General features: G+C 71.1%; 14 protein-coding genes and 5 tRNA genes. 4 read left to right on the top strand and 15 right to left on the bottom strand.

Annotated elements, in window-relative coordinates; all coding sequences use genetic code 11:
• The first annotated feature begins 9 nt into the window (after positions 1 to 9).
• Together cofC and ACFVTC_RS32540 are read left to right on the top strand one after the other, a co-directional pair.
• Entirely contained in the window at positions 10 to 657 is a 648-nt protein-coding gene (gene cofC, locus ACFVTC_RS32545) for a 2-phospho-L-lactate guanylyltransferase (RefSeq protein WP_390132057.1), read from the top strand.
• Between the two features lie 987 nt (positions 658 to 1,644).
• On the top strand, positions 1,645 to 1,848 hold the full coding sequence (locus tag ACFVTC_RS32540) for a hypothetical protein (protein ID WP_099943501.1): 204 nt from the start codon (positions 1,645 to 1,647) through the stop codon (positions 1,846 to 1,848).
• 92 nt (positions 1,849 to 1,940) lie between these two features.
• Here the strand turns inward: ACFVTC_RS32540 and ACFVTC_RS32535 are convergent, their stop codons facing one another.
• The 4 genes from ACFVTC_RS32535 to leuC form a co-directional block, all read right to left on the bottom strand.
• The gene (locus tag ACFVTC_RS32535; protein ID WP_390132056.1) at positions 1,941 to 2,597 is read right to left on the bottom strand and encodes an HU family DNA-binding protein; all 657 of its coding nucleotides are present in this window, start codon (positions 2,595 to 2,597) and stop codon (positions 1,941 to 1,943) included.
• Between the two features lie 138 nt (positions 2,598 to 2,735).
• Positions 2,736 to 2,966, bottom strand: coding sequence for a hypothetical protein (locus ACFVTC_RS32530; protein ID WP_168530399.1), 231 nt, complete (start codon positions 2,964 to 2,966; stop codon positions 2,736 to 2,738).
• A gap of 289 nt (positions 2,967 to 3,255) precedes the next feature.
• Positions 3,256 to 3,849, bottom strand: coding sequence for a 3-isopropylmalate dehydratase small subunit (gene leuD / locus ACFVTC_RS32525; protein ID WP_390132055.1), 594 nt, complete (start codon positions 3,847 to 3,849; stop codon positions 3,256 to 3,258).
• Between the two features lie 3 nt (positions 3,850 to 3,852).
• Positions 3,853 to 5,289 (bottom strand): 3-isopropylmalate dehydratase large subunit, encoded by a 1,437-nt coding sequence (gene leuC, locus ACFVTC_RS32520; protein WP_390132054.1) that lies wholly within the window; start codon positions 5,287 to 5,289, stop codon positions 3,853 to 3,855.
• A gap of 190 nt (positions 5,290 to 5,479) precedes the next feature.
• Here leuC and ndgR point away from each other — a divergent pair, with 190 nt between their 5' ends.
• Positions 5,480 to 6,196, top strand: a complete 717-nt coding sequence (ndgR, locus tag ACFVTC_RS32515) for an IclR family transcriptional regulator NdgR (RefSeq protein ID WP_037625007.1) — start codon at positions 5,480 to 5,482, stop codon at positions 6,194 to 6,196.
• 203 nt (positions 6,197 to 6,399) lie between these two features.
• On the opposite strand, the gene ACFVTC_RS32510 is transcribed toward ndgR, so the two are convergent.
• A complete protein-coding gene (locus tag ACFVTC_RS32510) occupies positions 6,400 to 6,963 on the bottom strand; it encodes a DUF4188 domain-containing protein (RefSeq protein ID WP_390132053.1) in 564 nt (187 codons plus the stop codon).
• Between the two features lie 82 nt (positions 6,964 to 7,045).
• On the opposite strand from ACFVTC_RS32510, the gene ACFVTC_RS32505 reads away from it, so the two are divergent.
• Positions 7,046 to 7,690, top strand: a complete 645-nt coding sequence (locus tag ACFVTC_RS32505; RefSeq protein ID WP_390132052.1) for a MerR family transcriptional regulator — start codon at positions 7,046 to 7,048, stop codon at positions 7,688 to 7,690.
• Between the two features lie 104 nt (positions 7,691 to 7,794).
• On the opposite strand, the gene ACFVTC_RS32500 is transcribed toward ACFVTC_RS32505, so the two are convergent.
• The 10 genes from ACFVTC_RS32500 to ACFVTC_RS32455 all read right to left on the bottom strand — a co-directional run bounded on the left by ACFVTC_RS32500 (position 7,795) and on the right by ACFVTC_RS32455 (position 14,172).
• Positions 7,795 to 7,867 (bottom strand) — tRNA-Glu (locus ACFVTC_RS32500).
• Between the two features lie 29 nt (positions 7,868 to 7,896).
• Positions 7,897 to 7,968, bottom strand: a tRNA-Gln gene (locus tag ACFVTC_RS32495).
• Positions 7,969 to 8,001: 33 nt separating this feature from the next.
• Positions 8,002 to 8,074: transfer RNA gene (locus ACFVTC_RS32490), tRNA-Glu, on the bottom strand.
• Positions 8,075 to 8,136: 62 nt separating this feature from the next.
• Positions 8,137 to 8,209 (bottom strand) — tRNA-Glu (locus ACFVTC_RS32485).
• A gap of 42 nt (positions 8,210 to 8,251) precedes the next feature.
• Positions 8,252 to 8,323 (bottom strand) — tRNA-Gln (locus tag ACFVTC_RS32480).
• Between the two features lie 90 nt (positions 8,324 to 8,413).
• The gene (locus ACFVTC_RS32475) at positions 8,414 to 9,148 is read right to left on the bottom strand and encodes an HAD family hydrolase (RefSeq protein WP_390132051.1); all 735 of its coding nucleotides are present in this window, start codon (positions 9,146 to 9,148) and stop codon (positions 8,414 to 8,416) included.
• 36 nt (positions 9,149 to 9,184) lie between these two features.
• On the bottom strand, positions 9,185 to 11,371 hold the full coding sequence (locus ACFVTC_RS32470) for a FlgD immunoglobulin-like domain containing protein (RefSeq protein WP_390132050.1): 2,187 nt from the start codon (positions 11,369 to 11,371) through the stop codon (positions 9,185 to 9,187).
• Between the two features lie 232 nt (positions 11,372 to 11,603).
• Positions 11,604 to 13,082 carry a glutamate--tRNA ligase gene (gltX, locus tag ACFVTC_RS32465; protein ID WP_390132049.1) on the bottom strand — a complete coding sequence of 493 codons (1,479 nt, stop codon included), beginning with the start codon at positions 13,080 to 13,082 and terminating at the stop codon, positions 11,604 to 11,606.
• Positions 13,075 to 13,863, bottom strand: a complete 789-nt coding sequence (locus ACFVTC_RS32460; RefSeq protein WP_390132047.1) for a fumarylacetoacetate hydrolase family protein — start codon at positions 13,861 to 13,863, stop codon at positions 13,075 to 13,077. The genes gltX and ACFVTC_RS32460 overlap by 8 nt, the downstream gene beginning before the upstream one ends.
• A 120-nt stretch (positions 13,864 to 13,983) precedes the next feature.
• Positions 13,984 to 14,172, bottom strand: coding sequence for a hypothetical protein (locus ACFVTC_RS32455; RefSeq protein WP_390132045.1), 189 nt, complete (start codon positions 14,170 to 14,172; stop codon positions 13,984 to 13,986).
• Positions 14,173 to 14,386 lie beyond the last annotated feature (214 nt).

Here is a 14,386-nt window from a genome sequence, read left to right as displayed (position 1 = left end):
GGAGCGCCGGTGCAGTGGACCTTGGTCGTACCCCTCAAACCCCTGGCGCGGGCCAAGAGCAGGCTGTCGGACACCGCCGACGACGGAGTACGCCCGGGGCTGGCCCTCGCGTTCGCGCAGGACACCGTGGCGGCCGCGCTGGCCTGCGCGGCGGTCCGTGATGTGGCGGTAGTCACGGACGACGCGCTGGCCGGGCGGGAGCTGGCGGCGCTGGGGGCGCGGATCGTCCCGGACGAGCCGGGTGGCGGCCTGAACGCCGCCCTGGCGCACGCGGCGGCCGTCGTACGTTCCCGCGGCCCCGAATGCGCGGTGGCGGCCCTGAACGCCGATCTGCCCGCGCTGCGCCCCCTGGAATTGACCCGGGTACTCGACGCCGCGGCTGAATTCCCGCGCGCTTTTCTCGCCGACGCGGCGGCAATCGGGACCACGCTGCTGGCCGCCTCACCCGGCCGTGAATTGCGCCCCGCTTTCGGCACCGATTCCCGTGCCCGGCATCGCGCCTCGGGCGCCGTGGAACTCCTCCTCGCGGCGGTGGATTCGGTACGTCAGGACGTGGACACCGGCGACGACCTGCGCGCGGCGCTCGCCCTGGGCGTGGGTCCGCGCACGGCCACGGTGGCGGCCAAACTCCTCATCCCGGGCCAGCCCAGCACCTGACGCCGGGCCGCGCGGGAGGCCACGGTGGGGGCCACCGTGACGGAGGGCGGCACGACGGAGGGCGGGACGGGGGCATGAAGGGGGCCCAGGACCCCGGGCGGCCGCGGGCGCACCCGCCGGTGGCGGTCCGGTCTCCGGAGGCTCCGCGGACCGGTCGGGGGGCGCGGCAGGCCCGGTCCCCCGGCTCCGGCGGACCCACCGGGCGCCGGACGGGCCGAGGGTCCGACGGACCGACGTCGTGCGCTCTGCGTGCGGGTGCCCTCGCGGGTCCGAGGCGTGGATGGTTCACGGGTGCCGGGTCCATGAAGGCCCCGCATCGGTGTGCACCAGGCCGGCGCAGGGCCGGCGCGGCCCGGCATCAGGGGCACGGAGGCCACCGTCAGGCCCGCGGGGGCCCGTACTGGGGCACGGCGTCCACGCGGCGGACCCGCGAGGCTCCTCGTCCCCTACCGCGACGCCCGCCCCGCAGTCCGCGCCACGCTCACGCCTCGCGCCCGCGACGGGCGGCGCTGGAGCCGGCCCGCCCTCCGGCCTCGTGTCTCGTGTCTCGCGCCTCGTGTCTCGTGTCTCGCGCCTCGCGCCTCGCGCAGGGGCGCCCCGGACCCCGGAGCTGGTGTCAGGCCGCTCCTGGAGTGATCGTCGGGCGTCGGATGCCCCTGCATCCGGGAACCGGTCCACCCGCGCACCCGCGCACCGGGACACCGGGACCCAGACCCACGGCGGAAGCCCTCGGCGTCAGTCGGGACCGCCCGAGCACGGCACCCGAGGGCGAGTCCAGGCGGCCCGTGCACGGGGCGGGAACCGAGGCCCGGGACGCCAGGGCCGCCTAGGGGGTGTTGCGAAAGTCCCGCCTGCCTCGCGACGCCTGGCACGTACTCTCGCCGCACGGGCGGACGACGGGACGTTCGCGACACCCTAGGGGCCACGCTTCCTCCCGGTCCCTCGGTACGCGCCCCCGGCGGGACCGGCGCTGGATAAACTCGCGGCATGCAGGCGACCGCGTACACGTACGACCCCGACACCCGTAGCGGGCAGGTGCTGCTCGACGACGGCACCCCCGTGCCCTTCGACGGCGCGGCGTTCGACGCCGGCGGCCTGCGGCTGCTGCGCCCGGGGCAGCGCGTGCGCATCGAGACCGAGGGCGACGGCGCGGCACGGCGGATCACCCTGGTGACGCTCCAGACGTTCTGACCGGGGCCTTCGGACCGTCCCCGGACACGCCGCGGGCCGGGCTCCCCGTGGGAGCCCGGCCCGGCGCGTGAGTTGCCCTGCGCCCCTGCTTCTCAGCGGGCGGTGGTCTTCTTGGCGGTGGTCTTGCGAGCGGTCGACTTCTTGGCGGGGGCCTTCTTGGCGGTCGCCTTCTTCGCCGGGGCCTTCTTGGCGGTGGCCTTCTTCGCCGTCGTCTTCTTCGCCGCGACCTTCTTGGCCGTCGCCGTGGTCTTCTTGGCGGTGGCCTTCTTCGCGGTCGTCGTCGTCTTCTTCGCGGCGGCGGTGGTGGTCTTCTTCGCGGCCGTCTTCTTCACGGCGGCGGTGGTCTTCCTGGCCGTCGCCTTCTTGGCGGTGGTGGCCTTCTTGGCCGCGGCCTTCTTGACGGTGGCCGAGGCGCCGCCGGAGAGGCTGCCCTTCGGGGCCTTCTTGACCGCCACGTCGTTCTTCGGGAGCTTCTTCGAGCCGCTCACCAGGTCCTTGAAGCCCTGACCGGCGCGGAAGCGCGGCACAGAGGTCTTCTTGACCCGAACACGCTCACCCGTCTGCGGGTTGCGGGCGTAACGAGCCGGACGGTCGACCTTCTCGAAGGAACCGAAGCCGGTGACCGAGACCCGGTCCCCGCCGACAACTGCACGGACGATGGCGTCCAGTACGGCGTCGACCGCGTCGGCGGCCTGCTGACGCCCGCCGACCTTGTCGGCAATCGCTTCTACGAGCTGCGCCTTGTTCACGTCTTCCCCTTCGGAGACATTGCCCGAACGAATGCGTTCAAGCTTTTTCGCACGTTAGGCAGATATATACCGCAAATCAAACACGAAACGGGCTAATCACCCTTGTGCCGCAACGAACTCGGGCTGCAGCGCAGTTCCTCAGCGTTCCCCTTCGAGGAATCGGCCCTCGTCGAGGTCGGTGGTGAACCTCTCCAGCCGCCTTGCCGCGTCGGCGAGATCGTGCTTGGCCACGGCCGTAATGACCAGCAGCTTCCGGGTCAGCGCCATCCGTACGCCCTCCGGGACTTGCAGTGCACGCACTCTTGTGTGCGCTTCCTTGAGTTGGACCGCGACTGCCGTATAGAGCTCGAGTTGGCCGTCGTGTTCCATGCACAGATTGTGCCATCTGGGGCGAGTTGTCGCCTGCCCAGGGGGTAACTGCCGCGCCCCCAGGGGGTCCTGGATGCCTCCGGGCGCCATCGCCACGAGAAGCCTCTGTCCAGGCAATTCCCTTTGCGCCTGCGGTAGTTGGAGCCCTTCGAAGCGGTGCGCGGAGGCCCTCAGGGGGCAGACACAGCTGTACCCCCAACCGTCCACGATTGGGGGTACAGAGGGGTGTTGCGGTGGCTGAAATCAGCCGTGCGACGGCCGCGCGGCGGATCGCGCCGCGCGCCGGGCGTCAGACCTGGAGCGTCTTCGGCTTGTACGACGGCCGCTTGGTCTCGTACTGCGCGATGTCGCCCTCGTTCTGGAGGGTGATGGAGATGTCGTCCAGGCCGTTCAGCAGCCGCCAGCGGGCGTTCTCGTCGAGCTCGAAGGCAGCGGTGATGCCCTCGGCGCGCACCTCACGGGCCTCCAGGTCGACCGTGATCTCGGCCTGCGGGTCGTTCTCGGTGAGTTCCTGCAGCGCCTCCACGGTCTTCTGCTCCAGAACCACTGTGAGCAGGCCGTTCTTGAGCGAGTTGCCCCGGAAGATGTCCGCGAAGCGCGACGAGACGACGGCCTTGAAGCCGTAGTTCTGCAGCGCCCAGACGGCGTGCTCGCGCGAGGAGCCCGTCCCGAAGTCCGGGCCGGCGACCAGGACCGTGGCGCCCTTGCGCTCGGGCTGGTTGAGGATGAAGGAGGAGTCCTTGCGCCAGGCCTCGAAGAGCCCGTCCTCGAAACCGTCCCTGGTCACCTTCTTGAGCCAGTGAGCGGGGATGATCTGGTCGGTGTCGACGTTGCTGCGGCGCAGCGGCACGGCCCGGCCGGTGTGCGTGGTGAATGCTTCCATGGCTTATCGGACTCCAGCGGGCGTACGGGCGGCGGGCGCGTCGGACAGGTCGGCCGGCGAGGCCAGATGGCCCAGCACGGCGGTGGCGGCGGCGACCTGCGGGGACACCAGGTGCGTACGGCCGCCCTTGCCCTGCCTGCCTTCGAAGTTGCGGTTGGAGGTGGACGCGGAGCGCTCACCGGGGGCCAGCTGGTCGGGGTTCATGCCCAGACACATCGAGCAGCCCGCGTGCCGCCATTCGGCGCCGGCCTCCTTGAAGACCACGTCCAGGCCCTCGGAGACGGCCTGCAGGCCGACCCGGGCGGAGCCGGGGACCACCAGCATCCGTACGCCCTCGGCGACTTTGCGGCCCCCGACGATCGCGGCGGCGGCCCGCAGGTCCTCGATGCGACCGTTGGTGCACGAACCTACGAAGACGGTGTCGACCTCGATGTCGCGCAGCGGCTGTCCGGCGGTCAACCCCATGTATTCCAGGGCCTTTTCGGCGGCCAGGCGCTCCGAAGCGTCTTCGTACGAAGCCGGGTCGGGGACGGACGCCGAAAGCGGCGCGCCCTGACCGGGGTTGGTACCCCAGGTGACGAACGGGGCCAGCGAGGGGCCGTCGATGACGACCTCGGCGTCGAAGACCGCGTCCTCGTCCGTCCTGAGCGTCTTCCAGTACGCGACCGCCGCGTCCCAGTCCTCGCCCTCCGGCGCGTGGGCGCGTCCCTTGAGGTAGGCGAAGGTCGTCTCGTCGGGGGCGATCATGCCCGCGCGGGCGCCGGCCTCGATCGACATGTTGCAGATGGTCATCCGGGCTTCCATCGAGAGCTTCTCGATGGCGGAGCCGCGGTATTCCAGGATGTAGCCCTGGCCGCCGCCGGTGCCGATCCGGGCGATGATCGCCAGGATCAGGTCCTTTGCGGTGACGCCCTCGGGCAGCTCGCCGTCGACCGTGATGGCCATGGTCCTGGGGCGGGCCAGCGGCAGCGTCTGGGTGGCCAGCACGTGCTCGACCTGCGAGGTGCCGATGCCGAACGCCAGCGCGCCGAAGGCGCCGTGGGTGGAGGTGTGCGAGTCGCCGCAGACCACGGTGGTGCCCGGCTGGGTCAGGCCCAGCTGCGGTCCCACGACGTGGACGACTCCCTGCTCGACGTCACCGAGGGAGTGCAGGCGCACACCGAAGTCGGCCGCGTTCTTGCGCAGCGTCTCCAGCTGGACCCGGGAGACCGGGTCCGCGATGGGCTTGTCGATGTCGAGGGTCGGGGTGTTGTGATCCTCGGTGGCGATGGTGAGGTCGAGACGGCGCACCGGGCGCCCCGCCTGACGCAGACCGTCGAAGGCCTGGGGGCTGGTCACCTCGTGCAGCAGGTGCAGATCGATGTAGAGGAGGTCGGGCTCGCCCTCGGCGCGCCGGACGACGTGGTCGTCCCAGACCTTCTCCGCGAGTGTCCTACCCATCGCTTTCCCTCCGGCCGGCCTGTGTGGCGCCGGCCCAACTAGAGATTTCCGGGGCGGCAGACGTCCGTACCCCTCGTCCGGACGTCGTCCGCCAGGCCCGTTGGTCCGCGGGCCGCTGTGTCTACAAGGGTGGCGCGTTCCACCGGAAATTGAACTTGCGTTTCACAGAGTGAGACGCGAGTATCGTTTCATGGACAACAGTAGCGGCGTCGGCGTTCTGGACAAGGCAGCCCTTGTCCTGAGCGCTCTGGAGTCCGGTCCGGCCACCCTCGCGGGCCTGGTCGCGGCGACCGGACTGGCACGACCCACGGCACATCGTCTCGCCGTGGCGCTGGAACACCACCGCATGGTGGCGCGCGACATGCAGGGGCGTTTCATTCTCGGACCGCGCCTCTCCGAGCTGGCCGCGGCCGCGGGTGAGGACAGGCTGCTCGCCACGGCGGGGCCGGTGCTCACGCACCTGCGCGACATCACGGGCGAGAGCGCCCAGCTCTACCGCCGCCAGGGCGACATGCGTATCTGTGTCGCCGCGGCCGAGCGCCTGTCCGGCCTTCGGGACACGGTGCCGGTCGGCTCCACGCTCACCATGAAGGCCGGGTCCTCGGCCCAGATCCTGATGGCCTGGGAGGAGCCGGAGCGGCTGCACCGCGGCCTGCAGGGCGCCCGCTTCACGGCGACGGCGCTGTCGGGCGTACGGCGCCGGGGCTGGGCCCAGTCGATCGGCGAGCGCGAGCCGGGCGTCGCCTCCGTCTCCGCGCCGGTGCGCGGGCCGTCGAACCGGGTGGTGGCCGCCGTCTCGGTCTCCGGACCGATCGAGCGGCTGACCAGGCACCCGGGCCGGATGCACGCCCAGGCGGTCATCGACGCCGCCGGCCGCCTCTCGGAGGCCCTGCGCCGCACCGGCTGACCCGCACTGCGGACACGTCAAGGGAACGGGCCGGCCTCAACGCCGCGGCAGGCTCGCCCCCGGACACTCCCGGCCCCGCGGCCCCGTGGGGGCGCGGGAATCCGGGCGAACAGCCACGAACAACCATCACCCTCCGACCGGCCATCGCCCCCCGGGAGCGCGGGGAACTGCGCGCTCAGCCACGAACGACCGGCACAGGCCGATCAACCCGCGCCACCCCCGACCTCCGCCTCCGCCTCCGTCTCCGCCCCCGTCTCCACTCCCGCGCGAGCGGCCCGGTACGCGAACCGGTCCGCCCCCCGCCGCCCGCGCTTCTCCACCGGCAGCGAGCCGTGTGCCGCGGCCAGTCCGAAGGGCGGCATGTCCGCGTAGATCGACTCGTACGACCCCTCCGGCACGACGTACGTCTCGTGCCAGATCCCCACGTGCTGCCGGAGCTTGCCCGCCCGCTCCTTGCGGTTGATGATCCCCCACGCCTTGTGGTGGAACATGTCGGGCGCCGACGCGTACGCGTAGAGCTTCTCCTTGGACTCCCAGTACTGGACGACGTAGTACGTGCGTGGCGACGCCGTCAGCAGGATGCGGCCGAGCAGGCCCCGGCCCGGCTCCTTCTCCAGGTCCCGCACCATGCGCAGCATGGCGAAGAACACCGGTACCCACTGGTGCACCGCCCAGAAGTGGTTGACGCGCATACCGATCAACAGGACGACCACGTCCCCCTCGGCGGCTGCGGTGGTACGGCCTGCGGTCCCACGGGTGCCGGGCATCTCGTCCCCATCCGTTGGTGAGCGGCGCTATCCGATGGCGCCATGCTTGGATAGTGGCGCCACCCGAGGAAGGGCGCAAGGGATGCGGCTTGCGGAGTTGAGCGAGCGGAGCGGGGTGTCCACCGCGACGATCAAGTACTACCTGCGGGAAGGGCTGTTGACGCCGGGACGGCAGGTCAACGCGACGACGGCGGACTACCAAGAGAGTCATCTGCGCCGGCTGCGGCTGGTGCGGGCCCTGATCCAGGTGGGCCGGGTGCCGGTGGCCACGGCCAGGGAGGTCCTCGGGCACGTCGACGACGAGTCCCTGGGCCGGACGATCCGGCTGGGGGCGGCCCTGTGGGCGCTGCCGCAGGAGCCGGAACCGGACGATCAGGACCCGGCCGTCCGGTCCGCGCGCCGCGAGGTGGACCAGTTGCTGGCGGACCTGGGCTGGGAGACCGCGCGGGAGCTCGCCCCGCTCTCCCCCGTGCACCGTTCGCTGGTGGCCGCGGTGGCCACGCTGATCCGGCTCGGCTATTCCTGGGATGCCGAACTCCTGGCGCCGTACGCGGAGTTGATGCACCAGGTGGCCGCGCGGGACCTGGACTACCTGGAGACGCACACGTCCGACGCGGAGCGGGTGGAGACGGCGGTCGCCTCGGCCGTGCTCTTCGAGCCGGTGCTGCGGGCGTTGCACCGGCTGGCGCAGGAGCAGGAGTCGGCGCGGCGGTACGGCATCGAGTGACCGGCCCTGCGGGCGGGGCGCGTCGGACCGTACGACGGGGTCCGGGGCCGCGCCCCGGGAAACGCCTACGGGCCCCCACCGAAGTGGAGGCCCGTAGGACTCTGTACCCCCGACCGGATTCGAACCGGCGCTACTGCCGTGAGAGGGCAGCGTGCTAGGCCGCTACACAACGGGGGCCTAGGATCTTGCGTTTCCGCAGATCCGAGCTGGGCTACCAGGACTCGAACCTAGAATGACGGTACCAGAAACCGTAGTGTTGCCAATTACACCATAGCCCAAAGCGGTTTAAACCATCAGATGGTTTAGACCAGTACCCCCGACCGGATTCGAACCGGCGCTACTGCCGTGAGAGGGCAGCGTGCTAGGCCGCTACACAACGGGGGCCCTAGCGATCCTGCATGAGAGGCAGCGGGTGCGACCCGGACTGCCTTCCTGGGAAGGATCTGTACCCCCGACCGGATTCGAACCGGCGCTACTGCCGTGAGAGGGCAGCGTGCTAGGCCGCTACACAACGGGGGCGTTGCGGAATCGATCTCCGCGTTTGCAGATGAGCTCTGCGAGCTGGCCTACCAGGACTCGAACCTAGACTAACGGAACCAGAAACCGTCGTGCTGCCAATTACACCATAGGCCACTGAAACTCGATCCCCTGCAGGGATCTTGTTTTAGCTTGCGCCTCCGAGCTCCGGCCTTACGGCCCGTTCTCGGCGGCGCAGGAAGAACATTACCTGAAGGTGGACGGCGCTCCAAAACGGGTATCGGCGCGGAGGACCGCGGGGAGTTCGGCCAGCGAGACGATCCGGTGCGGACCCGTCGGCGGGCCGCCGGCGGCGGTGTGAGTGCCCTCACGGTCGATCCAGACGGAGAGCAGTCCCGCCTCGGCGGCACCCCGTCCGTCGATCTCCGGGTGGTCGCCGACGTAGGCGACCCGGTGCGGCGGCAGGCCCAATGCCTCGCAGGCCGCGTGGAAGGCGGCCGCGGCGGGCTTGGCGACGCCGAGTTCGGCGGCGCACAGGATCGCCTCGAAGCGGTCGTGCACACCGAGGACACGCAGCTTGCGGTCCTGCACGAGAAGGCTGGAGTTGGACAGGACCGCGTGCCGGTGGCTGGCGACGAGATCGTCCAGGACGGGCAGGACGTCCGGGAAGAGGGTCCAGGCGGACTCGTAGTGCGTGATGTAACGGTCGAACCAGGCGTCGGCGTCGGCGTCGCCCAACGACTCCCCCAGAAACACCCGGACCCGTTCCCGGCGCTGGCCGTGCCAGTCCGTCTCACCCGCCGAGAACCGCGCCCACTGCGCGTCGGTGACCTCGCGCCAGCGCGCGAGCGCCTGCTCGACGGACGCGTAGCCGTCGAGCAGGCCCTCGGCCGCGAGGTGCGCGCGCATCCCGGCCCGGTCCGCGGTCGTGTAGTCGAAGATCGTGTCGTCTACGTCCCACACCACGGCCCTCACAGTCATGGTCCGACGGTAACCCCGGGCGGGCCGGGACGTCCGTCAGTCGACCGTGGTCGTGCCGGTCAGGAGGAGGCCGGGCCCCTCGTGGTCACGGGGTTCGGCGGTCAGCTTCCAGGTGTACGACCCCCGGGGCGCCCTGCCCCCCGCCGTGGTCGCGCCGTCCCAGGAGGCGCGCACCGCGGCGGCGGTGGAGGTGCCGGTGAGGGTGCGGACGACCGTGCCGGTGGTGCTGATCAGCTGGAGGGTCCACGCCGAGGGCTTGCTCAACTGCCACACGGGCAGCCACGGCTCGGCGGCCGTCGGGCCGGGCGCGGCGTCGGTCTGGGCCTCCATCTGCGCGAGCGGCGAGGTGGGCACGCCCGCGGTGACGATCGCCACCTGGCCGCGGTCGGTCAGGTAGGCGACGTTGCCGCCGAAGCGGTCGACGGTCCAGCGGCCGGTGTTGCCGCCCGTGTCCCGGTCGGTCGTCGGCAGCACGGCCGCCGTGCGGGTGACGGCCGACCCCGCGTGGAAGTCCGTGAGCAGCAGTTCGTGCGTGGTGCGGTTCTCGCGGAGCAGGTAGCCGTCGGCGAGCCGGGCCTGGCCGGCCGGCACGGTGATGGCGCGGCCGGTCGCGCGGTCGTAGACGCCCGCGGGGCCGGACGCGCCGCAGCTCCAGTACAGCCACGCGTTCACGGCCTGGATCTCGCTGGGCGTGCACGGGGCGCCGGTGGCGACGGTGGCCACGTTCTTCCCCGACTTCAGGTCGTACCCCACGACGCTGCCCTGGGAGGTGCCCGGCGTCCACAGTCGCTGGCCCCATACCGCCGCGGCGGTGCGGGTGCGGTCGAGCGCGGTCCGGCCGTCGGCGCCGCGCGGGAAGTCGGCGACCTTCTGCACACCGGGCGTTCCGCCGTTGTACAGCACGTAGCGGCCGGTGCCGGTGCCGATGCGTCCGCCGGAGGCGCCGGTGGGCTCGGCCGCGTACGAGTTGGGCTCGCGTCCGGTGACGTGCACGGACTCCTTGCCGTCCGCGCCCGTGGACAGGTAGGCGAAACCGCCGTCGCCGAGCGCCTCGAACTGGGGGCAGGCCACGTCCCCTGCCAGGCACGGCGAGAGGTTCAGCATCGAGGCGCGGTAGGTCTGGGGCCCGGCCGGGCGGCCGGCGGCGTCGAGCTGGACACCGTGGACGGAGTCGTAGCCGCCCTGGTCGGTGACGTTGCCGTACATCAGGAGCTCGCCGCCGGAGAGCATCATGCCCCCGATCGTGGACCGGTTCGCCTCGACGTCGAGCACCTGCGCGGCGGTGGCGCCGGTCTCGGTGGGCGTGACCCGGTAGACGTGCCAGTCGGCGCTGGACGGGCCCGCGGTGGCGAGCAGGCCGCCGTCGAGGGTGGGGGTGTAACTGCCGCTGGAGCGGTCGATGACCGTGGTCCGCGTGCCGTCGGCGAGGGAGATGCCCACCAGCCGGTAGGTGTCGGGGCTGAAGACCACGGACGGGTCGGCGAGCATCAGCTGGTCGCCGACGACACCCTGCACCTTGTAGTCGCCGTAGGTGGGGGTGGGTACGGGGTCGGTGCCCGGTGCCGCGTCCACCTGGGCCACCTTGTTCCCGGCGACGAGCCAGCGGTCGTTGAACCTGACCGCTCCCGTGGTGGTGACGCCGGTGACGTACGAGCGGAAGGTGCCGTCGGCGAGGTCGAGCAGTCCGAGCGAGTCGACGCCGTCGAGGGTGTAGCCGACGGCGAGTCTGCGCACCGAGCCGCCCGTGCGGAACACGCCGTCCGGAGTCGCCCCCGACGGCAGGCCGGTGACCGGGAGGTCGGTGGTCGTGCCGTCGCCGGCCGCGCGCAGGACGTGCAGGGCGCCGTCCGCGCCCTGGGTGAGCACGCTCCAGCCGACGGCGGTCTTGTAGGTCTGCCCCTGCGGCACGGTGAGCGTGACACTCACCCCGGTGGACTGGTGCTTCTGGGTGACGGTGCCGACGCCCACGGTGGTGATCACGTCGGTGCCGGTGGCCAGGTCGTCCGGGCCGGCGTGCGCGGGTGGCGTGTAGCCCGGGTAGTCCGCCCAGTGCGCCGTCGGCGATCCGGTGTCGGGCAGCGTGTAGCGGAAGCCGGAGGCTCCCGCCCAGCCTAAGAGCACCTCGGGAGGCGTGACCTGGTTCAGCTGGACCGTGGCGACCGGGGTGTCGGCGGTCGGCGCGGCCTGGGCGGGCACGGTCTGCACCGCACAGGTCAGAGCCACAGCTCCGCCGAGAGCCAGCCCGACAAATCTTCGTGAACGGGTCACGTTCGCCTCCCCTGGAACATGGTGTTCAGGCGCGTCACACGCCTGCTCGAACATCCAAACGCGTTTCGGGGAGCGGGAGTTGACGGGACCGGTGAACTCCCGGCGACCACTGGGTGTACGGCGGCGGGGCGGCGTCCGAACCGGACGCCGCCCCGCTGTCGCTGTGCCGTGGGTCCGCCGCGGGGCGCTATCGCGCCGCGAGCTTCGTCAGCGCAGCGTCGACGCGCGCCAGCGTCGTGTCCTTGCCCAGGACCTGCAGGGACTCGAAGAGCGGCAGGCCGATCGTGCGGCCGGTGACGGCGACACGGACGGGGGCCTGGGCCTTGCCGAGCTTGAGGCCGTGCTCCTCACCGGCGGCCAGGACGGCCTCCTTGAGGGACTCGGCGGAGGACCAGTCGGCCGTGTCCAGCTTCTCGCGGGCCGTACGCAGGAGCGCGTCCGAGCCCTCCTTCATCGCCTTCGTCCAGGATGCCTCGTCGTGGGCCGGCTCCGGCAGGAACAGGAAGTCGACGTTGTCCGTGATCTCGGAGAGGACCTTCAGCCGGGACTGCGCGTGCGGGGCCATCGCCTGCCACTTCGCCTCGTCGAAGTCCTCCGGCGCCCAGGGGGCGAAGGGGGCCTTCAGCCAGGGGGCGCAGCGCTCCGTGAAGTCCTTCACGTCGAGCAGCCGGATGTGGTCGGCGTTGATCGCCTCGGCCTTCTTGAGGTCGAAGCGGGCCGGGTTCGGGTTCACGTCCGTGACGTCGAAGGCGGCGACCATCTCGTCGATGCCGAAGATGTCGCGGTCCGCCGAGAGCGACCAGCCGAGCAGGGAGAGGTAGTTGAGCAGCCCCTCGGGAAGGAACCCGCGCTCCCTGTAGAGGTTGAGCGAGGACTCCGGGTCGCGCTTGGAGAGCTTCTTGTTGCCCTCGCCCATGACGTACGGGAGGTGGCCGAAGGCCGGGGTCTCCTTGGCGATGCCCAGCTCGGTCAGCGCCTTGTAGAGGGCGATCTGCCGGGGGGTGGAGGAGAGCAGGTCCTCGCCGCGCAGGACGTGGGTGATCTCCATCAGGGCGTCGTCGACCGGGTTGACCAGCGTGTACAGGGGCGCGCCGTTCGCTCGTACGATCCCGAAGTCCGGCACGTTCTCCGGGAGGTACGTGATCTCGCCGCGGACCAGGTCCGTGAAGGTGATCGCCTCGTCGGGCATCCGGAAGCGGACGATCGGCGTGCGGCCCTCCGCCTCGTACGCGGCCTTCCGCTCGGCGGAGAGGTCGCGGCAGTGGCCGTCGTAGCCGGAGGGCTTGCCGGCGGCGCGGGCGGCGTCGCGGCGGGCGTCCAGCTCCTCCGTGGAGCAGTAGCAGGGGTACGCGTGGCCGGCGTCCAGCAGCTTCTGGGCGACGTCCTTGTAGAGGTCCATCCGCTGCGACTGGCGGTAGGGCGCGTGCGGGCCGCCGACCTCGGGGCCTTCGTCCCAGTCGAAGCCCAGCCAGCGCATCGCGTCGAGCAGCTGGCCGTACGACTCCTCGGAGTCGCGGGCCGCGTCGGTGTCCTCGATGCGGAAGACCAGAGTGCCTTCGTTGTGCCGGGCGAACGCCCAGTTGAACAGGGCCGTACGGACCAGGCCCACATGGGGGTTGCCGGTCGGGGACGGACAGAAACGTACGCGGACGGACGCGTTAGCCACGCTTGATCACCTTGTTGGTGAGAGTGCCGATGCCTTCGATGGTGACGGCGACCTCGTCGCCGACGTTCAGGGGGCCGACCCCAGCGGGGGTGCCGGTGAGGATCACGTCGCCGGGGAGCAGCGTCATGGCCTCGGTGATGTTGACGATCAGGTCCTCGACGGAGTGGGTCATCTCGCTGGTGCGGCCGAGCTGGCGCTGCTGCCCGTTGACCGTGCACTGGATGGTGATGCCCTCGGAGACCGCGGTGAGGTCCAGGTCCGTCTCCACCCAGGGGCCGAGCGGGCAGGAGCTGTCGAAGCCCTTGGCCCGCGCCCACTGCTTCTCGCGCTTCTGGACGTCGCGCGCGGTGACGTCGTTGGCGCAGGTGTAGCCGAGGATGACGTCCTTCACCCGCTCGCGGGGGACCTCGCGGCACATCCGGCCGATCACCACGGCGAGTTCGGCCTCGTGGTGCAGCTCGTTCGAGAAGGAGGGGTACTGGATGTCGTCGCCGGGGCCGATCACCGAGGTCGACGGCTTGAAGAAGGCGAACGGGGCGTCGGGCACCTCGTTGCCCAGCTCCTTCGCGTGCTCCGCGTAGTTGCGGCCGAAGGCCACGACCTTGTTCGGGAGCACCGGCGGAAGGAGCCGGACCTTGCTGAGGGGGACCTTCGTGCCGGAGAGCTCGAAGTCCGCGAACGGGATGCCCTTGATGATGTCGAGGACGAGCTCGTCCGGCTTGTCGCCCTCGACCGCGCCGAACGCGACGTTGCCGTCGATGGAGAACCTGGCGATGCGCACGGGATCCTTGCGCCCCTCACTGAGCTGGCTGGAGTCTGACGCTCCAGGCTAACGCGGAGAGGGGTCCGCGCCCCGCGCATATCCGTCGGCGCGGTGAGCGGGCGGCGGCCGGCGCGCGTACTAGTCGGCGACGGAGGCCGCGACCGGGGCTTCCATGAGGATGGTGCGCCGCGGGTTGGCGGTCTGGGCGGGGAGGTCGATCGAGTGCTCCGGCTGCTCCTGCGCCTGCATCGCGTCGGCGTCCTCGAGGTGCGCCAGCGTGGTGCGTCGCGGGTTGGCTATGTTGCGGAACATCATCGTCGTCTTCACTGTTGCGTTCGACCTCGTCAGAGCGGGCGCCGGGTGGGCTCAAGAGCCCCCGCGTCGGCGCAGGTTGTCGGATTTGCCATCCCTGTAAAGCGCCAGGCTAAACATCCGATTCCCGGTGGAAGCCGTGAAGACCTCATGATCGGCGTGTGAGTTTGCTCACTAGGGGGCTGCCAAACCGGTCAATTCAGGCCGCCAACCCTCCTCGGCGAAACGG

The sequence above is a fragment of the Streptomyces sp. NPDC057950 genome (assembly GCF_042887295.1).
GTDB lineage: Bacteria > Actinomycetota > Actinomycetes > Streptomycetales > Streptomycetaceae > Streptomyces > Streptomyces kaempferi.
This window is presented reverse-complemented; position numbering and strand designations above follow the sequence as displayed.